Source organism: Pseudomonas sp. S35 (assembly GCF_009866765.1).
In the GTDB taxonomy this organism is placed as follows: domain Bacteria; phylum Pseudomonadota; class Gammaproteobacteria; order Pseudomonadales; family Pseudomonadaceae; genus Aquipseudomonas.
Map to the genome: position 1 here is coordinate 509,903 of NZ_CP019431.1, position 22,376 is coordinate 532,278.

Annotated in this window: 15 protein-coding genes; 4 read left to right on the forward strand and 11 right to left on the reverse strand. The window is 61.4% G+C overall.

The features are described 5' to 3' along the window. Nucleotides 1–7 precede the first annotated feature (7 nt). Genes PspS35_RS02190 through PspS35_RS02200 form a run of 3 tightly spaced genes read right to left on the reverse strand, consistent with a single transcriptional unit; the run spans nt 8 to nt 1,762 of the window. Complete coding sequence (locus tag PspS35_RS02190; RefSeq protein WP_159932583.1) at nt 8–277, reverse strand: phosphopantetheine-binding protein; 270 nt, start codon at nt 275–277, stop codon at nt 8–10. After that, a complete protein-coding gene (locus PspS35_RS02195; protein WP_159932584.1) occupies nt 255–1,067 on the reverse strand; it encodes a lysophospholipid acyltransferase family protein in 813 nt (270 codons plus the stop codon). Before PspS35_RS02195 ends, PspS35_RS02190 begins: the two co-directional genes overlap by 23 nt. Next, complete coding sequence (locus PspS35_RS02200) at nt 1,043–1,762, reverse strand: beta-ketoacyl synthase chain length factor (protein WP_159932585.1); 720 nt, start codon at nt 1,760–1,762, stop codon at nt 1,043–1,045. The genes PspS35_RS02195 and PspS35_RS02200 overlap by 25 nt, the downstream gene beginning before the upstream one ends. Before the next feature lie 337 nt (nt 1,763–2,099). Here PspS35_RS02200 and PspS35_RS02205 point away from each other — a divergent pair, with 337 nt between their 5' ends. Further along, nucleotides 2,100–2,870 (forward strand): ParA family protein, encoded by a 771-nt coding sequence (locus tag PspS35_RS02205; RefSeq protein ID WP_159932586.1) that lies wholly within the window; start codon nt 2,100–2,102, stop codon nt 2,868–2,870. 72 nt (nt 2,871–2,942) lie between these two features. On the opposite strand, the gene trxC is transcribed toward PspS35_RS02205, so the two are convergent. From trxC to PspS35_RS02230, 5 genes are all read right to left on the reverse strand, one after another. Continuing rightward, complete coding sequence (trxC, locus tag PspS35_RS02210; RefSeq protein ID WP_159932587.1) at nt 2,943–3,377, reverse strand: thioredoxin TrxC; 435 nt, start codon at nt 3,375–3,377, stop codon at nt 2,943–2,945. Between the two features lie 102 nt (nt 3,378–3,479). Continuing rightward, complete coding sequence (locus tag PspS35_RS02215; protein WP_159932588.1) at nt 3,480–4,943, reverse strand: YdiU family protein; 1,464 nt, start codon at nt 4,941–4,943, stop codon at nt 3,480–3,482. A gap of 48 nt (nt 4,944–4,991) precedes the next feature. Continuing rightward, entirely contained in the window at nt 4,992–8,375 is a 3,384-nt protein-coding gene (gene mscK / locus PspS35_RS02220) for a mechanosensitive channel MscK (RefSeq protein WP_159932589.1), read from the reverse strand. A gap of 52 nt (nt 8,376–8,427) precedes the next feature. Continuing rightward, nucleotides 8,428–10,170, reverse strand: coding sequence for a potassium/proton antiporter (locus PspS35_RS02225; RefSeq protein ID WP_159932590.1), 1,743 nt, complete (start codon nt 10,168–10,170; stop codon nt 8,428–8,430). A gap of 369 nt (nt 10,171–10,539) precedes the next feature. Continuing rightward, entirely contained in the window at nt 10,540–12,165 is a 1,626-nt protein-coding gene (locus PspS35_RS02230; RefSeq protein ID WP_159932591.1) for a methyl-accepting chemotaxis protein, read from the reverse strand. Nucleotides 12,166–12,442: 277 nt separating this feature from the next. Between PspS35_RS02230 and PspS35_RS02235 the strand changes: the two genes are divergently transcribed. Next, nucleotides 12,443–12,673 carry a hypothetical protein gene (locus PspS35_RS02235; protein WP_159932592.1) on the forward strand — a complete coding sequence of 77 codons (231 nt, stop codon included), beginning with the start codon at nt 12,443–12,445 and terminating at the stop codon, nt 12,671–12,673. Beyond that, nucleotides 12,670–12,960 (forward strand): cell division protein ZapA, encoded by a 291-nt coding sequence (locus PspS35_RS02240; protein WP_159932593.1) that lies wholly within the window; start codon nt 12,670–12,672, stop codon nt 12,958–12,960. The genes PspS35_RS02235 and PspS35_RS02240 overlap by 4 nt, the downstream gene beginning before the upstream one ends. On the opposite strand, the gene PspS35_RS02245 is transcribed toward PspS35_RS02240, so the two are convergent. Further along, nucleotides 12,957–14,759, reverse strand: a complete 1,803-nt coding sequence (locus tag PspS35_RS02245; protein WP_159932594.1) for an acyl-CoA dehydrogenase — start codon at nt 14,757–14,759, stop codon at nt 12,957–12,959. The two genes, PspS35_RS02240 and PspS35_RS02245, sit on opposite strands and share 4 nt — an antisense overlap. A gap of 229 nt (nt 14,760–14,988) precedes the next feature. Continuing rightward, nucleotides 14,989–18,942: a trifunctional transcriptional regulator/proline dehydrogenase/L-glutamate gamma-semialdehyde dehydrogenase gene (gene putA, locus PspS35_RS02250; RefSeq protein ID WP_159932595.1), complete on the reverse strand. Its 3,954-nt coding sequence runs from the start codon at nt 18,940–18,942 to the stop codon at nt 14,989–14,991. 461 nt (nt 18,943–19,403) lie between these two features. Here putA and putP point away from each other — a divergent pair, with 461 nt between their 5' ends. After that, nucleotides 19,404–20,888, forward strand: coding sequence for a sodium/proline symporter PutP (gene putP / locus PspS35_RS02255; protein WP_159932596.1), 1,485 nt, complete (start codon nt 19,404–19,406; stop codon nt 20,886–20,888). A 109-nt stretch (nt 20,889–20,997) separates the two neighbouring features. On the opposite strand, the gene PspS35_RS02260 is transcribed toward putP, so the two are convergent. Further along, the gene (locus PspS35_RS02260; RefSeq protein WP_159932597.1) at nt 20,998–22,275 is read right to left on the reverse strand and encodes an O-acetylhomoserine aminocarboxypropyltransferase/cysteine synthase family protein; all 1,278 of its coding nucleotides are present in this window, start codon (nt 22,273–22,275) and stop codon (nt 20,998–21,000) included. Between the last annotated feature and the right edge of the window lie 101 nt (nt 22,276–22,376).

The window sequence follows — 22,376 nt, forward strand, 5'->3', positions numbered from 1 at the left end:
TCCGGTCTCAAGCTGCCTGTCTGGCTGTGACGAACGCCGCAAGGCAGGCCACGTTGGTGAAGTGATTACGGGTGTCCTTGGCGTCGGCATCTATCTTGATGCCGTACGTTTTCTGGATCGCCAGGCCCAATTCCAGGGCATCTACCGAATCCAGGCCAAGGCCTTCGCCGAACAGGGTTTGGTCGCTACCGATGTCGTCGACGCTGATGTCTTCCAGGCCCAGGGCATCGATGATCAGTTGTTTTATCTCTTGCTCAAGGCGGTGTTGGTCGCTCATCTTCGGCGAGCTCCTTAATAAAATAGTGGTGCAGGTGATCGTTGAGCTTGCGCGAGGCCTGGGGCGCGGGCCCCAGTGTTGCGAACGCCTGTGGTTCTATATCGGCACCCACACGCAAACTGAAGTGCACGCGGCATTTCGGGATGCGATACCAGGGTTCGGCCTTGGTCAGGGTCGTGGGACGGACCTTGATCACCACGGGGGTGATGATTGTCGCACCGCGCAGCGCAATGGCGGCGCCGCCGCGATGAAAGGCAGGTGCCGCGCCGGGTGTGGTGCGAGTGCCTTCGGGAAAGATGATCAGGGTTTGGCCGCTGCGCAGGGCATCGGCGGCGGCGTCGAGCATCTCGGCGCTGCCGTCGTTGCTGATGTAACCGGCGTCGCGTACCGGCCCGCGGGTGAACGGGTTTTGCCACAGGCTCTGTTTGACCACGCAGTTGGCCTGGCGCACCAGGCCGATCAAAAACACCACGTCGATCAGCGACGGGTGGTTGGCGATGATCATCTGGCCGGGGCGGCCGAGGTTTTCGGCGCCTTCGACGCTATAGGTCAGCACGCCGGCGCGCTGCATCAAGCGGATGAAAAACCAGAACAGCCAACTGATGGTGTGACGGGCGCGACGGCGGTGGTTGGCAGCGTCTCCCGGCAGGCAACTGAGCAGCGGGAACACGAGCAAACGCAGGCATAGCCCACCGAAGCCGAACAGCGCGAAGCTGGCGGCGGTCGAGAACAGGCGCCAGTAATAGGCGTCCCGTGGCTTGTCGGTCAGGGCTTGCGTTGCCAGTTCCATACGCGGTTCTTCCAGGCATGTTGGCAGGCGCCCTGTTCGGTGAGCAGGGTGCGCAGCAGGGTCAGGGCGTGGGGCCACTGGGTTTGAGTGGGTTGGACAGTGCCGGGCGTGAGTTCCAGTTGCCACTCGTCGCCTGGGGTCAGCAGCAGGCCTAAGGCGTAGGGAAAGGGCACATCGACGATCCAGTTGGCGTAGGCCTCGGGCGGTTGCTCTTCGGTGATCACCAGCAAGACGGCCGGGGCGCCTTCGTTGAGTAGCGCGGCTGCTTCGAGCATGCCGTGCTCCAGGCCGTCGCCGGCGGCGGCCAGGGCAGTCATTTCGCTGGTTTCATTACGCAGGATTGACCACAGGCCAATGACCGCGTTGTGCACCGAGAGGCTGAACTGGGTCGGCGACAGTGGCTGGTCGTTCGCCAGGTCGCTGAGGATGTCGAGGGTGCGTGGGGTTTCGCCATGCCGGGAAATAAACACCAGCGGCAGGTCCTGCAAGCCCTCGGCCAGCGGCCAGCCCACACTGAAGGCCATGCGCGCCAGGCGGCTCAGGCGCCGGCGCTGCATGGCCGGCAAGAATGACACGTCGGGCGAAGCATCGCTGGCGGGCAGCAACACCGGGGCCTGGCACCAAGCGTGCCAGTCGTGCGCACTTTCCAGGCCGGGAGCCCAGGCGCGCCATTGGGCGATGTTGAAGTTGATCACTGAGAAGTTATCCCGCCCCTGCGGGCTTCCATGTGCGGCGTTTGGCCCCGAAAACCGGGACAGGGAGCATTCGCCGAATGGCGCGCATTATCCCGGTGCTGTGGGGTTCTAGCAAACTTTGGTAAAGATTTGTTCAAGGCGGATGACAAACAGGGCGGAAAGATTTACCGATTGTCCTATACCCACGGCCGGGTTGGATTGTCGGACCGGTCCTATTCATTTGTACGCGAGGTGCTTCAGCGTTGTGCTAATGCAGCCGTGCATGGATGAACGAGGTAGCTAACAGGCGCTTTTGCCCTCTACACTCGGACATTCATTGATACACGGAGGTTTTTCCATGCGGCGCGTGGTGTTCAATCAAAAAGGCGGCGTGGGCAAGTCCAGCATCGCCTGCAACCTGGCGGCGGTCAGTGCCAGCGAAGGCTATCGAACCCTGTTGGTGGACCTCGATGCACAAGCCAATTCGACCCAGTACCTCACCGGTCTGACTGGCGATGATATCCCCATGGGGATCGCCGATTTTTTCAAGCAAACCCTGTCTTCCGGGCCGTTTTCGAAGAAAAACAAGGTCGATATCTACGAAACTCCGTTCGATAACCTGCATGTGATCACCGCGACCGCTGAGCTGGCAGACCTGCAGCCCAAGCTTGAGGCCAAGCACAAGATCAACAAACTGCGAAAGCTGCTGGATGAACTGAGCGAAGGTTACGACCGGATTTACCTGGATACCCCGCCGGCCCTGAATTTTTATGCGGTTTCGGCGCTGATCGCTGCCGATCGCGTGTTGATTCCCTTCGATTGCGACAGTTTCTCCCGCCAGGCCCTGTATGGCCTGTTGCGTGAAATCGAAGAATTGAAAGACGACCACAACGAAGGCCTCGAAGTGGAGGGCATCGTGGTCAACCAGTTCCAGGCACGGGCGAGCCTGCCGCAGCAGATGCTGGATGAGTTGATCGCCGAAGGCTTGCCGGTGCTGCCGGTGTACCTGGCCAGCTCGGTGCGTATGCGTGAGTCGCACCAGGAGAGCAAGCCGCTGATCCACCTGGACCCACGGCATAAGCTGACGCAGCAGTTTGTGGAGTTGCACAACTTGCTGGAAAACGCCTGACCTGTGGGAGGGGCGGTGCGACGTTTCGACTTGCCCCCTCCCACACTGTCCAGCGTTGTCCTCAAGGTTCGGTTACACCCCCTGGCTACGCAACCAGCTCATCAACTGCGGCAACGCAAACGCCCCGCTCTGACGCGCCACTTCGCGGCCGTTCTTGAACAGGATCAGACTGGGGATCGAACGAATCCCCAACTGCGCCGACAGCTGCTGATTGGCCTCGCTGTCCAGCTTGGCCAGCCTGCACTTGCCTTCCAACTGCCCGGCCGCCTGTTCAAACACTGGCGCAAACGACTTGCACGGCCCACACCAATCGGCCCACACGTCGACCAATAACGGCAAATCGCCCTTGATCTGGCTGGCGTAGTCGCCTTGTTTGAGCTCAAAAGGCTTGTTCAATAACACAGGCTGTTTGCAACGCCCGCAGTTGGGCGCATCTCCCAGGCGTTCGCCGGGGATGCGGTTGAGGCCGTTGCAATGGGGGCAGGGGACGACGAGCGGTTCGGACATGGTGGGCTCCTTGAAATGGCCAATAGGCTCTATTTGGAGCCAGCAATGATAGTTATCAAGCGAAACATATGATTGTGAAGAGGGTGCTCATTGCTCTCGGGTTCACGACGAACAACTGATCTCCAAATGCTTGCCCCAATCCGGCGGCCGCTGCGCGTATTGCTCCATCCCCGCTTGCTCCTCGAACGGCCTGGAAAGCACCTCATGCAATCGCCGCACTTCGCTGTAGTCGCCTGATTCGGCGGCGGTGATCGCGTTCTGAGCGAGGTAGTTGCGCAGGAGGTACAGCGGATTCACCGCATGCATCCGCTCGCGGCGCTGCTCCTCGCTGTAGTCGCCGTCCCGTGCGACACGTGCCTTGTACTGCTCGGCCCAGGCATCGAAGCCGGCCATGTCGACAAAGTCATCGCGCAACCGCGTCACCGCCAGCGTCGCTGACTCATCCCCCAGGCGCCGGAAGAACAGCGTGTAATCCACCCCGCTGTTCTGCATCAGCTTCAGCAACCGCTCCACCAACGTCTGGTCATCTTCTTCGGCAGTGGTTAGCCCTAAGCGGCGGCGCATCAGGTCCAGGTAATTCGCCTGGTACAGCGGCAAGTACAGGCCCAGCGCCTCTTTCAAGGCATCGACGCTGATGAACGGCGTCAATGCCTGGGCCAGTGCGCTGAGGTTCCACTGGCCAATCGGCACTTGGTTGCTAAACGAGTAGCGCCCTTCGTGATCGGAATGGTTGCAGATGAAGTGGGCGTCAAAGTCATCCAGAAACGCAAACGGCCCGAAGTCGAAGGTGATGCCCAGGATCGACATGTTGTCGGTGTTCATCACCCCATGACAGAAGCCATAGGCCTGCCATTTGGCGATCATCTCGGCGTTGCGCTCGACGATTTCACGGAACATCGCGAGGTACGGTTCGGGCTGTTCGCGGCATTCGGGGTAGTGCAGGCTCAGCACGTGTTCGGCCAGCTCGGCCTGCTGCTCGGGCTTTTTGGTGTAGTAGAAATACTCGAAATGCCCGAAGCGGATATGGCTGGGCGCCAGGCGCAGCACCATAGCGCCACGCTCCTGCTTCTCACGCCACACTGGGGTGCTGGAGCCAATCACGCACAGCGCACGACTGCTGGGGATGCCCAGCGCATGCAGCGCTTCGCTGGCGAGGAATTCGCGAATCGAAGAGCGCAGCACCGCACGTCCATCGCCCATCCGCGAGTAAGGCGTCATCCCGGCGCCCTTGAGGTGCAGATCCCAGTGCTCGCCGGCCTGGTTATACACCTCGCCCAGCAACAGCCCCCGGCCGTCACCCAGTTGCGGGGAATAGCCGCCAAATTGATGCCCGGAATAGACCATCGCCCGTGGCTGCGCCTCGGCCCACAACTTATGGCCACTGAACAGCTCGGCGAACACCGGTGTCTGGGCCTCAGCCGGGTCGAGGTCGAGCAGGGCCATGGCGGCGTTGCTCGCCACCACAAGGCGCGGCTCGTCGAGGGGCTCGGGCAGAACATGGGTTGAGAACGCGTCGCCCAGGCGTGCGAAGCGGTTGTCGAAGGTCAGTTCGTCGAGGGCTTTCACCGGCCATCTCCAGCAGAATGTCCGAGCATTCTGCTGGGGATAGGGCGTTTAGTCGAGTTTGCTCGGTGGCGGCTCGGGTGCGTCCTCGACTTTGCCGGGTGGCGGCTGCGGCGCATCCTGGGTCTCGACCGGGCCGACGATGGTGCGTTTCTCGTCGTCCACCGGCACCAGTTTGTATTCCTGGCCGTGGAGGTTTTTGAGGTAGACCTCCATCTGGCGGAACGAGATGTTGATGTGGTGGTTCTTGAACTCGCGGTTGATAAAGCGGTTCACCTCGTCGATCACCGGGTTGCGGTCACCGAGGTCGCGCACGTGCATGCGCAGCTCGTGGTCGAGGGTGCTTTCGCCGAAGTTGAGGAAGTACACGTGAGGTTCCGGTTCCTTCAGCACCCGTGGGTTTTCCCTGGCGGCCTTGAGGAGCAATTCCTTCACCAGGTCCAGGTCGGAGCCGTAGTCCACACCCAGCTTCAGGGTGACGCGAGTGATGGTGTCGGTCAGCGACCAGTTGATCAATTGCCCGGTAATAAATGTTTTGTTCGGGACGATGATGTCCTTGCGGTCGAAGTCGGTGATGGTGGTGGCGCGGATGCGGATCTTGCTCACCGTGCCGGACAGGTTGCCGATGGTGATGGTGTCGCCGATCCGCACTGGGCGTTCGAACAGGATCATGATGCCGGAGATGAAGTTGGCGAAGATCTCCTGCATGCCGAAGCCCAAGCCCACCGACAGCGCGGCTACCAACCATTGCAGTTTGTCCCAGCTCACGCCGAGGGTGGACAGGGTGGACACGAAGCCCACGCCGGCAATCACATAGGACAGCAAGGTGGTGGTGGCGTAGGCGCTGCCCTGGGCCAGATCCAGCTTGGACAGCACCAACACCTCCAGCAGACCGGGCAGGTTGCGCGCCAGGGCGAAGGTGATGCCGATGATGATCAGCGCGCCGAGCAAGTCGCCGATGCTGATGGGCACCATGCTGATATTCGCACCGGTGCCGCTGGTGTATTCGTACAGGGTCACGTTATCCAGGTAGGAAAATACCGAGATCAGGTCCGACCACACCCAGTACAGCGCGGCGATAAAGCCACCGAGCAGGGCCAGGCGAATCAGGCGCATGGACTGTTCGTTGACCTGTTCGATGTCCAGGGTCGGCTCTTCGATCACCGCTTCGCCATCCCCCGCCTCTTTGGCGGCCTGGCGTTTGGCCAGGGCGCGGGCGTAGGCCAGGCGGCGGGCGGCAACGCCCAGGCCGCGCACGAAGGTGGCTTCGATCACCAGCCAGAACATCAGCAGGTACAGGGTGTTGATCAACCGGTCGCTGAGCTTGAGGGCGGTGTAGTAGTAGCCAAAGCACACGGCAATGAACAGGGCGATGGGCAGGGCGGTAAACAGCAGGCCCACGGCTTTGCGAAACAGCGAGGCTTTTTCGTGGGTCGGGCTGTGCAGCAGCAGGCGCCCGAGCAGCCACGCCATCAGCGCGTAGCACAACAGCACCACGCCAATACCCAGTACGTCGTCGGCCAGTGCTGCCGGTTGGTGCTCGGCGATGGCCACCACGGCGACCAGTGCCAGTACCACCAGGCCGAGTTTACGCACCCAGCCTTGCAGGAATTCGACTTGGGGTTTTTCCCAGCGAAAGTGCAGTTCGGCCACGCCGCCTGGCGCCAGGATGCGGTAGGCGGTGTAGAACACCAGCCACGCTTGGGCGATCTGCAGCAGCGCTGCGCCCAGGTTGGCGTTTTGCCCACGGGCGTCGATTTGCAGTGCATAACCGCACAGCGCCAGGCCCAGGGCCACCGGCATCGCCAGCAGGATGTTCACCAGGATCGCCTGCGGCGTGTGCCACTGGCTGTCGCGCTTGAAGTGGCCGATGTCCAGGTGGACCCTTTTGAGGCGTGCGTACAACGCGGTGCGTCGCCACAGCAGGAAACCGATCAATAGCAACAGCGGCAGGAACAGCAACGGGCGTTGGGTCAGGCCGTCATACAGCTCGCTGACGCTGGAGGCCCAGGGCAGGGTGGTGACTTGCTTGCTCAGGTGCGCCGGCACGGTTTCCAGCCACTCGGTGTCCAGCGGCTTGTTGCTCGGGATCCAGAACATCTGCTCATCGAGCGTGGCGCGTAGCGTGGTGGCGGTGCTGAGCAGTTGTTTCTGGTTGAGTTGCAGGGTGATGGATTCGTTGAGCAGTGCGCTCAATTCGCGGCTCAGGCGTTCCAGCAGATCGCTGCGGGTGACCGCCAGTTCCAGCAGGGTACGGCGCAGTTGCGGCGTGACGTCGTCCGGCGGCTGGTTGGCCAGCAAGTTGTCGACATAGGTGCTGGGGGAACTGATCAGCTCACGTTGCTGGTTGACCTCGAACTGGTACAGGCGAATGTTGGCAATGTCGTCGGCCAGGTCGCGATCCACGGTCAGGCGTGGCAGCGCTTGTTTTTGCTTGTAGAGGATCTTCGACAGCAGCAGGCTGCCCTTGAGCACGTTGATCTGCTCGTCCAGCGCCGAGTCGCTCTGGGTCACGGTGTCCAGTTGCTGCTTGGTCTGCAGGTTCTTCTGGGTCAGGTCGTTCAGGCGGTCGGTGCTTTTGAGCAGGTAGTCGGAGAGCTTCAGGTTGGCTGCGCTTTCCGTGGCGAGCAGGCTGCTGCCACCGGCTTTTTGCGCTTCGATGGACTGCTGGGTCACGGTCTGCTGGGACTGGGCCAGGCGCTTCTGGTTGATCAGGGTTTGCAGGTCCTGGATCTCTTGCTCCAGGCGCGCGATTTTTTCCACCACCAGGTCGTGCTGGCTGTTGCCCAGGTCTTGCAATTGGCTGTTGCCGGCCAGTTCCTGGCGACGCAGCGGTATCAGCGCGTTGAGCGAGGCGAGTTCGGCGTTCAGTTGGTTGCGCTGGTCGCTGCTGAGGGTTTTACCGTTGTCTTTGCCGGCCTTGAGCGTCGAATTGATCTGCAGGATGCGCGTCTGGCTGCTGCTGATTTCGGTCTGCGCACGCTCGGGGCGGGTCTGGGCGGCGATGGTCAGGCTGTTGGCTTCGGCCAGGTCCTTTTGCAGGTCGCCTTGCTGGGTGGTGCGCTGCACCAGCAATTGCTCAAGCTGCGGTACCGGCAGCGTGGCATAGCGCTGGGCCACCGGGATGATTTTGGTGGCTTTGAGCCGGGTCAGCTCGCGCTGGTTTTCGCTGGTCTGGCGCGGGGCGTCTTCCAGCTGGCGCTTGAGGTCGATCAGCCGCTGCTCGTAATCCTGTTTGTTGCCCAGGTAGGTGAGCGTCTGCTGCAGGATGGTTTGCAGCGCCTTCATGTCGGCGTCGGGCAGCTTGCGGTCGGGCAGCTTGTCCAGGGTTTGCTGGATGGCGTCGGCGCTGGGCGGGTCGGCGGCGTAGACGCTGCCGACACAAAGGGTCAGGCCCAGCAGGGCAGTGGCGAGAAACGTGCGCAGGGTTGGCATAGAGACCGATCGAGCAAGGTGAAGAATCGGGAGCGTGCTATCGCTCCGCAGTTTAGAGGAAGAGTCCGGGGCCCGGGCGACTTCCTTCGGGGAATCTGACGCCCACTTTGCCGATCTTGTTCCCGTCCATGACCGCGACGGTCCAGATGGTGTTGTTCCACTCCACCTGGTCGCCGACGATGGGCGCGCCGCCGACTTTCTGGGTGATGAAGCTGCTCAGCGGCATGTCCGGGTCGATGCCCTCCAGTTTCAGGCCGTACAGCGCCGAAACCGCGCCCAGCTGGGCGTCGCCTTCGAGCACGAAGTCGCCGAAAAAGCGCAGGTCGAGGCCGCGCTGCGGCGCTTGGCTGAACAGTTTGCCCAGGGCTGGCAGGTTGTGTTCATGGCCGATCACACAGAGCAGGTCATCGACTTCCAGCACCGTACTACCCGACGGATGGAGCAGTTGCTGGCCACGGAACAGTGCCGCAATCCGCGTGCCTTCGGGCATTTTCAGCTCGCGCAGGGCGGCACCAATACACCATTTTTCCGCGCCCAGGCGGTAGACAAACAGTTCCCACTCGCTGGTGACGTGCACTTCCAGGGCGGCGCGGGAGATTGGCGCGGGGTCGGGCGGCACGGTCACTTTCAGTAGTTTGGCCACCCACGGCAGGCTCGTGCCCTGCACCAGCAGCGACACCAGCACGATAAAGAACGCCAGGTTGAAGTACAGCTGCGCATGGGGCAGGCCGGCCATCAACGGGAACACCGCGAGAATGATCGGTACCGCGCCGCGCAGGCCAACCCAGGCAATAAAGGCTTTTTCGCGACCGTGGAACGCTTTGAATGGCAGCAGGCCGACCATCACCGACAACGGCCGCGCAAACAGGATCATCCACAGCGCCAGGCCCAGGGCCGGCAAGGCAATCGGCAGTAAGTCGTGTGGCGTGACCAGCAGGCCCAGCACCAGGAACATGCCGATCTGTGCAAGCCAGGCCATGCCGTCGAGCATATGCAAGATGCCATGACGGCTGCGCACCGGGCGGTTGCCGATCACCAGGCCGCACAAGTACACCGCGAGGAAGCCGCTGCCGTGGAAGGCGTTGGTCAGGGCAAACACGAACAGGCCGCCGGCGATCACCAGGATCGGGTACAGGCCGGTCGCCAGGTTGATGCGGTTGACCATCTGCAGCATCAACCAGCCGCCGCCCAGGCCGACAATGCCGCCGATACCGAATTCGCGCACCAGATGGGTCAGCAGGCTCCAGTGCAGGCCGGTCTGGCCACTGGCAATCATGTCGATCAGGGTCACGGTGAGGAACACCGCCATCGGGTCGTTGCTGCCGGATTCGATTTCCAGGGTCGCGGTAACCCGTTCGTTCAGGCCCTTGCCGCCGAGCAGGGAGAACACCGCTGCGGCGTCGGTGGAGCCGACAATCGCGCCGATCAACAGGCCTTGAATGATATTGAGGTCAAACAGCCAGGCGGCTGCCATGCCGGTGAGGCCTGTGGTAATCAACACCCCCACCGTGGCCAGCGACAACGCCGGCCAGAGTGCCACGCGGAAACTCGCCACCCGTGTACGCAAGCCGCCGTCGAGCAGGATCACGGCCAGCGCGAGGTTGCCCACCAGGTAGGCGGTGGGGTAGTTGTCGAAGATGATGCCGCCGCCATCGACGCCCGCGACCATGCCCACGGCCAGGATGATCACCAGGATCGGAATGCCCAGGCGTGAGGAAAGAGAACTCACCAGAATGCTCGCACTCACCAGCAACGCGCCGATCAAGAACAGGCTGTTGATGGTCGTCGCATTCAAAGGCAGTACTCCATAAGCAAACAAGACGGGGCGCAAACTGACCATGCAGTCTGCGTGCCAGGGATTCTAACCTGTTGAATTGCAGTGCTGTCAAAAAGCTTTTAACGCCGGGCGCAGATCTGAATGTGGGAGGGGGCTTGCCCCCGATGGCCATGGGTATCTACACAACTTCCAGTGAATACGGAATCTATGGCAATCAGGCTTCTGTGGTGAGCGGGGCAAGCCCGCTCACCACAGAGTTATGTGTCAGCCTTTAAGAGTTGTGTAGATACCTATGCCCCGATGGCGGTATGTCAGTCAGCTTATCGGTAACTGACCCACCGCTATCGGGGGCAAGCTCCCTCCCACATTTCAAGCCCGTGCAGGCAGTTAGAGGCGGAAGCGGCCAACCATCCCATTCAAATCCACCGCCAGGCGCGACAGTTCATTGCTCGCCGCACTGGTCTGGCTGGCACCGGTCGCCGATTGCACCGACAAATCACGAATATTCACCAGGTTGCGATCCACTTCCCGCGCCACCTGGGCCTGCTCTTCTGCCGCGCTGGCGATCACCAGGTTGCGTTCGTTGATTTCGACAATCGCCGTGTTGATCGTGTCCAGCGACATCCCTGCACCTTTGGCGATGTTCAACGTGGACTCCGCACGCTCGGTGCTGTTGCGCATCGAATCCACCGCGTGCTCGGTGCCGGCCTGGATGCTGCCGATCATCCGTTCGATCTCGCTGGTGGACTGCTGGGTGCGATGGGCCAGGGCGCGCACTTCATCCGCCACCACCGCAAACCCACGACCGGCTTCACCGGCGCGCGCGGCCTCGATTGCAGCGTTCAGCGCCAGCAGGTTGGTCTGGTCGGCCAGGCCGCGAATCACATCCAGCACTTTGCCGATATCGCGCGACTCATTGGCCAGTTCGCCAATCAGGGTGGCGGTGGCTTGCACGTCGCCGCTCATGCGTTCGATGGCGCTGACGGTTTCTTGCACCAAATCACGGCCGTCGCCAGCAGACGTGGTGGCATTGCGCGAGGCTTCGGACGTGCTCACCGCATTGCGCGCGACTTCCTCGACGGCGCTGGTCATCTCGTTGACTGCGGTGGCGGCTTGTTCGATTTCGTTGTTTTGCTGGGTCAGGCCACGGGCGCTTTCATCGGTGACGGCGTTGAGCTCTTCGGCGGCCGAGGCCAGTTGGGTGGCGGAGCCGGCGATGCGTTGCAGGGTGTCGCGCAGGTTGTCCTGCATCTTGGCCATGGCGGCCAGCAGGCGACCGGCTTCGTCATTGCCCTCGACCTTGATCGGCCGCGTGAGGTTGCCTTCGGCGACTTCTTCCGCCGCTTCCAATGCCTGGGAAATCGGCAGGGTGATACTGCGTGTCAGCAACCAGGCGAACAACACAGTCAGCAGCGTTGCGGCCACCAGCAGGCCGACGACCAGGTTGAACGCCGCGTTGTATTGGTCTTCAGCCTCCTGGTTGGTGGCCAGGGCCATCTTGTTATTGATATCGAGCAAACGGGTGAGTACCGCGTTGACCAGCTCGGAATTGCTCAACAGTTCGGTATTGAGCAGGGTGCGCAATTCATCCACCTGATTGGCACGCGACAAGCTCTTCATGCGTTCTTCAATCTGGTGGTACTGGCCGAGCAGGCGCACGTATTCGTTGTAGGTGGAACGCTCTTCGCTGCTTTCGATCAGCTTTTCGTAGACGCCCTGGGCGGTGCGGATCTGTTGGTTGCGCAGTTCAAACGCTTCCAGGGTTTTTTGCTGCACGTCTGGTTCACGATTGGTCAGCAAGCGGTAGGACAGCACGCGCAGACGCAGGGTCAGTTGGGTGAACTCATCAAGGGCGCGAATGCTCGGCACGCTGGACAGGGTGATGTCTTCGGTGGCACCACGGATTTTGCTCATTTGGTTGAGGGCGAACACACCCAGAAACAACATAACGGCGCCAATCAACGCAAAGCCGAGGAAAGCCCTCGGAGCGATATTCATGTTACGAAGCGACATGCGGAAATCCTGGGGAGAAGCGCGATCCGTGCGGGGGTGAGACGGGGTGTGCATCGCTATCGGTCGTACGACTAAAGTCTAAAGGGGCGTGTGCGTTTTTGTCGCATCTGACGAGGGGTTTGTCCGATTCAGGAACCAGATGGGGCAAATGCAGTCACTAAGGCTTCAAAGTGTGGCCCGGCCCTTAAAAATCGGGCTGCGCGCCGGGGATAACCCTGGCATCCGAGGTGAATTTTCTTTATCGTCACCGCCCTTCAAAAATGCCCGAGAAATCAAAATGTTAGAAGCATCCCTCAGTCAACTGGAACAAATGGTCAGCGACCTGGTACAGCAGAATCAGGACCTGTTGGGCAGCAACGAATCCCTCAAGGCTGAGCTCGCTGTCGCCAAGGATGAGAACGACAGCCTGCAACTGAGCCTGATGGAACAGGAAGAAAAGCACGGTGCCACCGCTGCCCGCATTCAGGCATTGGTTGAGCGTGTGAGCGCAGGTCCTGTCAGCGCATGAATGAAGGGATAAAGGTCGTTTCAATTCTCGGAGAGGATTACTCGATCAAGGCGCCTGCGGGGGGAGACAACACCCTGATGCACGCCGTGACGATGCTCAAGGCTTCCCTGGCCACCACCAAGCAAAAGTACCCGACCTTGATCGGTGACAAGTTGCTGGTGCTGGCGGCGCTGAATCTGTGCGCCGAGCAGATCGAATTGCAGCAGGCTCACCAACAGGAACTTGACCGTTACCAAGAGCAAGTCAGCGCCACGGTCGAGGTGATTTCCAAGGCCATCCAGCCTTAGAACCACGCATCCTGCATCCCCAGGCACGTGTCATCACGTGCCTCCAGAATCGCCAGTTCATGATGGCAGCCCGGTACTTCCCATGTCAGGAAGTAACGGGCGGCCTGGAGTTTGCCCTTATAGAAGGCAACATCCGCCGCATTGCCCAAGGCCAGCCCTTCTTCGGCGCGAATCGCCTGTTCCAGCCAGCGCCAGCCAATCACCGTATGCCCGAACACCTTCAGGTACAGCGCCGAGTTCGCCAGGCTGCTGTTGACCTTGCCTTGGGCGAGATCCGTCAACAGGCCCAGGGTGACCTGTTGCAGCCGTGCTACCAGTTGTTCCAGGGGGGCACTCAGCGCTGCCAGTGACGGGTATTGCTGCGCGCGCGCGCCCGTGTCGGCGATCAGTCGAATCAGTTGCTTGAGGCCTGAGCCGCCGTTCTGCGCCAGCTTGCGCCCCAGCAAATCCAGGGACTGGATGCCGTGGGTGCCTTCGTGGATCGGGTTCAAGCGGTTGTCGCGGTAGTACTGCTCCACCGGGTATTCGCGGGTGTAGCCGTGGCCGCCGAGGATCTGGATCGCCAGTTCGTTGGCCTTGAGGCAGAACTCAGACGGCCAGGATTTGACGATGGGCGTCAGCAGGTCCAGCAGTTCGTGGGCCTGCTTGCGCTCGGTCTCGGTTGCCAGCGTGGTGGTGTCATCGAACAGGCGCGCGGCGTACAGGCCCAGGTCGAAGGCGCCTTCTACATAGGCTTTCTGGGTCAGCAGCATGCGCTTGATATCCGCATGCTGGATGATCGAGACCGGCGCGGTGGTTGGGTCTTTGCTGTCGGGCAGCCGGCCTTGCGGGCGTTCGCGGGCGTATTCCAGGGAATACAGGTAGCCGGCGTAACCCAGCATGACGGCGCCCATGCCGACACCGATTCGCGCCTCGTTCATCATCTGGAACATGCAGCTCAAGCCCTGGTGTGGTTTGCCCACCAGATAGCCGACGCAGTTCCCGTTATCGCCGAAGTTGAGCGCGGTCGACGTGGTGCCGCGCCAGCCCATCTTGTGAAACAGCCCGGCCAGCAGCACATCGTTGCGTGCACCCAGGCTACCGTCATCGTTGACCAGGAATTTGGGCACGATAAACAGCGAGATGCCCTTCACCCCGGCCGGCGCATCCGGCAGTTTGGCCAGCACCATGTGCACGATGTTTTCCGACAGCGGGTGGTCGCCGCCAGAGATAAAGATCTTGTTGCCCTTGAGCCGATAGCTGCCGTCAGCCGCAGGCTCTGCGCGGGTACGAATATCCGACAGCGATGAACCCGCGTGGGGTTCGGTCAGGGCCATAGTGCCGAAGAAGCGCCCGTCGATCATCGGTTGCAGGAAACGCTGTTTCTGCTCCTCGGTACCGAAGCTTTCGATCAGGTTAGCCGCGCCCATAGTCAGGAACGGGTAGGACGTGGACGCGGCATTCGCCGATTGGAAGTGCGCAAAGCAGGCCTGGGACAGCAGGGTCGGCAACTGCATGCCACCGGCTTCGAAACTGCGGGCAGCATTGAGGAAACCGGCTTCCAGGAACGCATCCACCGCCGGTTTGACTTCCGGAATCAGGATGGCGTTGCCGTCTTCGTAGCGCGGTTCGTTTTCGTCGTTTTTGCGGTTATGCGGCGCGAAATATTTTTCGGCGATGGCGCGTGCGGTACTGATGGCCGCATCGAAGGTTTCGCGGTTGTGCTCGGCAAACCGCTCGCGCTGGGTCAGGCCCTCGGCATCGAGGACTTCGTACAGCTCGAAAGCCAGATTGCGGGAACTGAGCAGCGTCTCGGACATGGCGGCTTACCTTTGGAGGAATTGGCCTGAGTCTAAGTGCGCGAATGGAGGGTGGATAGCAAGATTGATCTGGGTGATGAAGAGGCAGAACGTCAGGAGGGGCGTTGAAATGCGATCAAATGTGGGAGGGGGCTTGCCCCCGATAGCCGTGTGTCAGTATCCGATGTGCTGACTGAAACTCCGCTATCGGGGGCAAGCCCCCTCCCACATTTTTACCGCGTTTCGTCAGTTAGCCGATGGTCATCAGGCTGGCGTTGCCGCCTGCTGCAGCGGTGTTCACGCTCAACGCACGCTCAATCACCAGGCGCTCCAAGGCAATGGATGTTTCGCCCTGAGACAAACCATGCACCCCGACAATCGCCCCACCACGCTGCGCCACTTGCTTGCAGACCGCACGCAGTTGGTCGGAGTCGCCGTGGTGCAGGACCGCGTCGAAGACCACCTCGTCCTTGGTCCAGTCGGCCACGCGATGGATCTTCGCCTGGATGTCCTTCGGCAGGCGTGCGAACAAGGCTTTGGTCAGGTCAGTTTCCGGCCATACCGCCGAGCCACCGACCGCCAAGACCGCCGCCAACTGAGTCAGCAGGTCGCCTTCCACTTCTGCCAGGCACAGCACGTGCTCGCGCGGCAGGATGGCGTAGCTGTTGCGCTCGCCGGTCGGGCCGGCCAGTTGGCGGGTGATCCCGCTTTGCGATTGTGCGGCGAACTGGCTGCACAGCGCGCTCAGCTCGCTGAACGTATTGCTCTCGGCCCAGGCTTTCAGGGCCGTCAGCGGTTGGCTCATGGCGTCGCGCAGACGTACATCCGGTGCCGCCAGCTTGTCGCCACGGATGAAGGATTGCTCGATCGCATCGGTAGGGCGGGTCGACAACAGGCGGTACAGGTACAGCGGGCCACCGGCTTTCGGGCCGGTACCCGACAGGCCTTCGCCGCCGAACGGTTGCACGCCGACCACGGCACCCACGATGTTGCGGTTGACGTAGACGTTACCGGCATTGACGTTGTCGATCACCTTGGCGATGGTCTCGTCGATGCGGGTGTGCACGCCCAGGGTCAGGCCGTAGCCGGACGCATTGATCTGGCCGATGAGTTGGTCGATCTCTTTGCGCTTGTAGCGCACCACGTGCAGCACCGGGCCAAAGATCTCCCGTTGCAGTTCGTCGAAGCTTTCCAGCTCGATCAGGGTTGGCATCACGAAGGTGCCGCGCTTGATCTCTTCGCCGTCGGCAATCGCCACTTGGTACACGTTGCGGCCTTTGTCGCGCATGGCCTGGATGTGTTTCTCGATGCCGGCCTTGGCTTCGGCGTCGATCACCGGGCCGATGTCTACCGACAGGCGTTCCGGGTTGCCGAGGCGGCATTCAGCCATCGCGCCCTTGAGCATTTCGATGACGCGGTCTGCCGAATCTTCCTGCAGGCACAGTACACGCAGCGCCGAGCAACGTTGGCCGGCGCTGTCGAAGGCCGAGGACACCACGTCGATGACCACCTGTTCGGTCAGTGCCGAGGAGTCGACGATCATCGCGTTCTGGCCACCGGTTTCGGCGATCAGCGGGATCGGACGGCCCTGGGCATCCAGGCGGCCAGCGACATTGCGTTGCAGCAGGCGCGCCACCTCGGTGGAACCGGTGAACATCACGCCTTTGACGCGATCATCACCGACCAGGCGGGCACCCACGCTTTCGCCCTGGCCCGGCAGCAGTTGCAGCACGCCTTGCGGAATACCGGCTTCCAGCAGGATGCGCACGGCTTGTGCGGCGACCAACGGGGTTTGCTCGGCGGGCTTGGCCAGTACCGGGTTGCCGGCGGCCAATGCGGCAGCGACTTGACCACTGAAAATCGCCAGCGGGAAGTTCCACGGGCTGATGCAGACCACTGGGCCCAATGGGCGGTGGGCGTCATTGGTGAAATCGTTACGGGCCTGTACGGCGTAGTAACGCAGGAAGTCCACGGCTTCACGCACTTCGGCGATGGCGTTGGCGAAGGTCTTGCCGGCTTCGCGAGCCAGCAGGCCCATCAGCGGTTGGATCTCGCCTTCCATCAGGTCGGCGGCGCGTTCCAGGATCGCGGCGCGCTCGGCGGGCGGGGTGGCCTGCCAGATCGGGCCAGCGTTGATGGCGCATTGGATGGCGTTGTCGACGTCTTCGACGGTGGCTTCTTGAACCTGGCCGACCACATCACGCAGGTCAGATGGGTTCAATACTGGCGCAGACGCTTGATCGCTGGCGGCGCAACCGAGCATCGGCGCGGCTTTCCAGTTGTTGTGTGCGGTCGCCAGCAAGGCGCAGGACAGCGACGCCAGACGGTGTTCGTTAGCCAGGTCGATACCGGCCGAGTTGGCGCGGTCGCTGCCGTACAGGTCACGTGGCAAGGGGATGCGCGGGTGCGGCAAGCCGAAGCCGCCTTCCTGCGTGGCCATTTGCTCGATGCTGGCCACTGGATCGGCCACCAGCTCCTGGATGGAGATGGACTGGTCGGCGATGCGGTTGACGAACGAGGTGTTGGCGCCGTTTTCCAGCAGGCGCCGGACCAGGTAGGCCAGCAGTGTTTCGTGGGTGCCGACCGGTGCGTACACGCGGCATGGGCGGTTCAGCTTGCCTTCGGACACCTTGCCGACAACCTGTTCGTACAGCGGCTCACCCATGCCGTGCAGGCACTGGAACTCGTACTGGCCGGGGTAATAGTTCTGACCGGCGATGTGGTAGATGGCCGACAGGGTGTGGGCGTTGTGCGTGGCGAACTGCGGGTAGATGACTTCCGGCACCGATAGCAGTTTGCGTGCGCAGGCAATGTAGGACACGTCGGTGTACACCTTGCGGGTATAGACCGGGTAGCCTTCCAGGCCTTCGACCTGGGCGCGCTTGATTTCGCTGTCCCAGTACGCACCTTTTACCAGGCGGATCATCAGGCGGTGGCGGCTGCGGCGCGCCAGGTCGATGACGTAGTCGATCACATACGGGCAACGCTTCTGGTAGGCCTGGATCACGAAACCGATGCCGTTCCAGCCGGTCAGTTGCGGCTCGAAGCACAGGCGTTCGAGCAGGTCCAGGGACAGCTCCAGGCGGTCGGCTTCTTCGGCGTCGATGTTCAGGCCGATGTCGTATTGCTTGGCCAGCAGGGTCAGGGACAGCAGGCGCGGGTACAGCTCGTCCATCACGCGCTCGTACTGCGCACGGCTGTAACGCGGGTGCAGGGCCGACAGCTTGATGGAAATGCCCGGGCCTTCATAAATCCCACGGCCGTGAGAGGCTTTGCCGATGGAGTGAATGGCTTGTTCGTACGACGCCAGGTACTTCTGGGCGTCGTGTTCGGTGAGGGCGGCTTCACCGAGCATGTCGTAGGAATAGCGGAAGCCCTTGGCTTCGAATTTGCTCGCATTGGCCAGCGCTTCGGCGATGGTTTCGCCGGTGACGAACTGCTCGCCCATCAAGCGCATGGCCATGTCGACGCCCTTGCGGATCATCGGCTCGCCGCTCTTGCCGATGATGCGGCTCAGGGACGAGGTCAAGCCTGCTTCGTTATGGGTGGCGACCAGTTTACCGGTCAGCAGCAGGCCCCAAGTGGCGGCATTGACGAACAGCGACGGGCTGTTGCCCAAGTGCGGGTGCCAGTTGCCGGTGCTGATCTTGTCGCGGATCAGTGCGTCACGGGTGCCTTTGTCCGGGATGCGCAGCAGCGCTTCGGCCAGGCACATCAGCGCCACGCCTTCCTGGGACGACAGGGAGAACTCTTGCAGCAGGCCCTGGACGATACCGGCGCGGCCGCCGGCGCTCTTCTGATTGCGCAGTTTCTCGGCAATCGAGGCGGCCAGCTTGTTGGTGGCTTCGGCCATCGCGACCGGCAAGCGGGCCTGTTCGATCAGCATCGGCACCACTTCCGGCTCTGGGCGACGGTAAGCGGCGGTGATCGAGGCGCGCAGTACGGACTGCGGCAGGATGCTCTCGGCGAACTCAAGGAAGCACTGGTGGGCGTGGTCGGACTGGACCTCGCCGGCATCATCGGCATCCTTGCTGCTCAAACCATTGAGCTCGGACAGGGTTGCACCACCCTCCAGTTTCTCCAGGTAATTGAAAATCGCCTGCTTGATCAGCCAGTGCGGCGTGCGATCAATGGAGGTCGCGGCAGCCTTAAGGCGTTCGCGGGTCGGGTCGTCAAGTTTGACCCCAAGGGTGGTCGTCGCCATTTTCTTATCCTCATGGGTGCCACTACCGAGTGGCATCAGCTGGCGGCAAGATTAGCTTTGCGCATGAAGAGGTGCAACCGGGTGCAACCCTTTTTATCCATGAAATTTTAGGCGCTTCATCCGAAATAATTCTGGCGCCAGCGGAATGTGCTTTTTCTTGGTGCGTTTACTTCTGAGATCGGCTGTTTTTGCTCCGAAAAGGAGCAAAAACAGGCCGTTTTACGATTTTTGCGTCAGGGTGCAACTTATTCCCAAGAAACTGGTTGCACCTTATTTGCTTTGTTGAATAGCATTCGCGGCCAAGGTGCAACCATCGGTAAAACGGGGTTCATCGGCTGACGGCTTTCCTGGGGAAACGTCAGTCATAAATGCGCGGCACGCAGGTACGTTTACTCACTGACCAGTGGGTGGCCGTCTGACAGACCGCCGCTACATAAAAACAAAGCCAGGGCGTCACTCATATGAGCGTAAGTAATCCAACCCTGATCACATTCGTGATCTACATCGCAGCAATGGTGCTGATCGGCCTGATGGCCTATCGCTCCACCAACAACCTTTCCGATTACATCCTGGGCGGTCGCAGCCTCGGTAGCGTGGTGACAGCCTTGTCCGCCGGTGCTTCCGATATGAGCGGCTGGTTGTTGATGGGTTTGCCGGGCGCGATCTACATGTCCGGCCTGTCGGAAAGCTGGATCGCCATCGGCCTGATCGTGGGTGCCTACCTCAACTGGCTGTTCGTGGCCGGTCGCCTGCGGGTACAGACCGAGCACAACGGTGACGCCCTGACGCTGCCGGATTACTTCTCCAGCCGTTTCGAAGATAAAAGCGGCCTGCTGCGGATCATCTCTGCGGTGGTGATCCTGGTGTTCTTCACCATCTACTGCGCCTCCGGCATCGTGGCCGGTGCCCGTCTGTTCGAAAGCACCTTCGGCATGTCCTACGAGACCGCGCTGTGGGCCGGTGCTGCAGCGACTATTGCCTACACCTTTATCGGTGGTTTCCTGGCCGTGAGCTGGACCGATACCGTGCAAGCCACGCTGATGATCTTCGCGCTGATCCTGACGCCGATCATTGTGCTGCTGGCCACCGGCGGTGTGGACACTACGTTCCTGGCGATTGAAGCCAAGGACCCGACCAGTTTCGACATGCTGAAAAACACCACCTTCATTGGCGTGATCTCGCTGATGGGCTGGGGCCTGGGCTACTTCGGCCAACCGCATATCCTCGCGCGCTTCATGGCGGCGGATTCGGTCAAGTCGATCGCCAAGGCGCGTCGCATCTCCATGACCTGGATGATCCTGTGCCTGGCCGGCACGGTTGCGGTGGGCTTCTTCGGTATCGCTTACTTCTCGGCGCACCCTGAGGTCGCCGGTCCCGTCACCGAAAACCCTGAGCGTGTGTTCATCGAACTGGCAAAAATCCTGTTCAACCCATGGGTTGCCGGTGTCCTGCTGTCGGCCATCCTCGCGGCGGTGATGAGTACCTTGAGCTGCCAACTACTGGTGTGCTCCAGCGCCCTGACCGAAGACTTCTACAAAGCGTTCCTGCGCAAGAACGCCTCCCAGCTTGAGCTGGTGTGGATCGGTCGCCTGATGGTGCTGGTGGTTGCCCTGATCGCAATCGCCATGGCCGCCAACCCGGAAAACCGTGTACTGGGCCTGGTCAGCTACGCCTGGGCCGGTTTCGGCGCTGCATTCGGTCCTGTGGTACTGATCTCGGTGATCTGGAAAGGCATGACCCGCAACGGCGCACTGGCCGGTATCCTGGTCGGCGCGATCACCGTGATCGTGTGGAAACACTTCGAACTGCTGGGCCTGTACGAAATCATCCCAGGCTTCATCTTCGCCAGCCTCGCGATCTACTTCGTGAGCAAGATGGGCGCCCCGACTGCCGGTATGGTCGAGCGTTTTGATGCGGCGGAAAAAGACTACAACCTCAACAAGTGATTCGCCGGGCGCTGAGCGCCGGTTGAGTTGAAAAAAGGCCCGCGTCCTCTGGATGGCGGGCCTTTTTGGTCTCTGCTGCTCAGTCACGCGCAACGTCGCGCCGATCGTTCTATTGGTGAGTTGAGCCCAACGCCTGCTGCAAGTCGTCGATCAAGTCCTCTATCGCCTCGATGCCTACCGACAGGCGGATCATCTCGGGTTTCACGCCGGCCTTGGCCTGCTCCTGCGCGTTCATCTGCCGATGGGTGGTAGAGGCTGGGTGACAGGCCAGGGACTTGGCGTCGCCGATGTTCACCAGGCGCTTGAAGATCTGCAGCGCGTCGTAGAAACGTACGCCGGCATCGAACCCGCCTTTCAAGCCGAAGGAGAGGATCGCCGAGGGCTTGCCCTGCAGGTACTTCTGCGCCAATGCGTGATGGGGGTGATCGGCCAGCCCGGCATAGCTGACCCACTCCACCTCGGCATGGCCTTGCAGGAACTGCGCGACCTTCAGCGCGTTCTCGGTATGGCGCTCCATGCGCAGGGCCAGGGTTTCCAGGCCTTGCAGCAGCAGGAAGGCGTTCATGGGTGCCAGTGCCGCGCCCGTGTTGCGCAGCGGCACCGTGCGGGCACGGGCGATAAACGCGGCGGGGCCGAATTTTTCGGTGTAGACCACGCCGTGATAGGCCGGCTCCGGGTTGTTGAGGCCGGGGAATTTTTCCGGGTACTGGGTCCACGGGAAGGTGCCGCTGTCGACGATCACACCGCCCAGGGAGTTGCCGTGGCCGCCGATGTACTTGGTCACCGAGTGCACGACGATGTCGGCGCCGAACTGGATCGGCTTGCACAGGATCGGCGTGGCCACGGTGTTGTCCACCATCAGCGGTACACCGCGGGCGTGAGCGACCTTGGCCAGGGCTTCGAGGTCGACGATATTGCCCGCCGGGTTGCCGATGCTTTCGCAGTAGACCAACTTGGTATTGTCGTCGATCAGTTCGGCGATGGCCTCGGCGCTGTCGTCCCGGGCAAAGCGCACATCGACGCCAAAGCTTGGCAGCAGGTGGGCGAACAAGGTGTAGGTGCCGCCGTAGAGCTGTGGGGTGGTGACGATATTGTCGCCGGCACGGGTGAGGGTCTGGATCGCATAGTGAATTGCCGCACTGCCAGCCGACACGGCCAGCGCCGCAATACCGCCCTCAAGAGCGGCGATGCGTTGCTCCAGCACATCGTTGGTGGGGTTCATGATGCGCGTGTAGATATTGCCGGGCACGTCGAGGTTGAACAGGTCGGCACCGTGCTGCGCGTTGTCGAATTCGAAGGCGACGTTCTGGTAGATCGGCACCGCGACGGCCTTGGTGGTCGGGTCGGACTTGAAGCCGTGATGCAGCGCGATGGTGGCGTCTTTCATGAGGGTTATTGACCTCCCTGGATGGTGGATGGCCACAATAAATCCGCCCTGGCGTCGACATTTAGATTTTTTTCGGCCCGCGCCCTGTCTTTACGGCATAA

What these genes read in the sequence shown, in the direction of transcription:
- putP (WP_159932596.1), top strand. Translation starts at nt 19,404, where the DNA reads ATGAGCGTAAGTAATCCAACCCTGATCACATTCGTGATCTACATCGCA.
- mscK (WP_159932589.1), bottom strand. Translation starts at nt 8,375, where the DNA reads ATGCCAACCCTGCGCACGTTTCTCGCCACTGCCCTGCTGGGCCTGACC.
- PspS35_RS02245 (WP_159932594.1), bottom strand. Translation starts at nt 14,759, where the DNA reads ATGTCCGAGACGCTGCTCAGTTCCCGCAATCTGGCTTTCGAGCTGTAC.
- PspS35_RS02260 (WP_159932597.1), bottom strand. Translation starts at nt 22,275, where the DNA reads ATGAAAGACGCCACCATCGCGCTGCATCACGGCTTCAAGTCCGACCCG.
- putA (WP_159932595.1), bottom strand. Translation starts at nt 18,942, where the DNA reads ATGGCGACGACCACCCTTGGGGTCAAACTTGACGACCCGACCCGCGAA.
- PspS35_RS02235 (WP_159932592.1), top strand. Translation starts at nt 12,443, where the DNA reads ATGTTAGAAGCATCCCTCAGTCAACTGGAACAAATGGTCAGCGACCTG.
- PspS35_RS02240 (WP_159932593.1), top strand. Translation starts at nt 12,670, where the DNA reads ATGAATGAAGGGATAAAGGTCGTTTCAATTCTCGGAGAGGATTACTCG.
- trxC (WP_159932587.1), bottom strand. Translation starts at nt 3,377, where the DNA reads ATGTCCGAACCGCTCGTCGTCCCCTGCCCCCATTGCAACGGCCTCAAC.
- PspS35_RS02190 (WP_159932583.1), bottom strand. Translation starts at nt 277, where the DNA reads ATGAGCGACCAACACCGCCTTGAGCAAGAGATAAAACAACTGATCATC.
- PspS35_RS02205 (WP_159932586.1), top strand. Translation starts at nt 2,100, where the DNA reads ATGCGGCGCGTGGTGTTCAATCAAAAAGGCGGCGTGGGCAAGTCCAGC.
- PspS35_RS02195 (WP_159932584.1), bottom strand. Translation starts at nt 1,067, where the DNA reads ATGGAACTGGCAACGCAAGCCCTGACCGACAAGCCACGGGACGCCTAT.
- PspS35_RS02230 (WP_159932591.1), bottom strand. Translation starts at nt 12,165, where the DNA reads ATGTCGCTTCGTAACATGAATATCGCTCCGAGGGCTTTCCTCGGCTTT.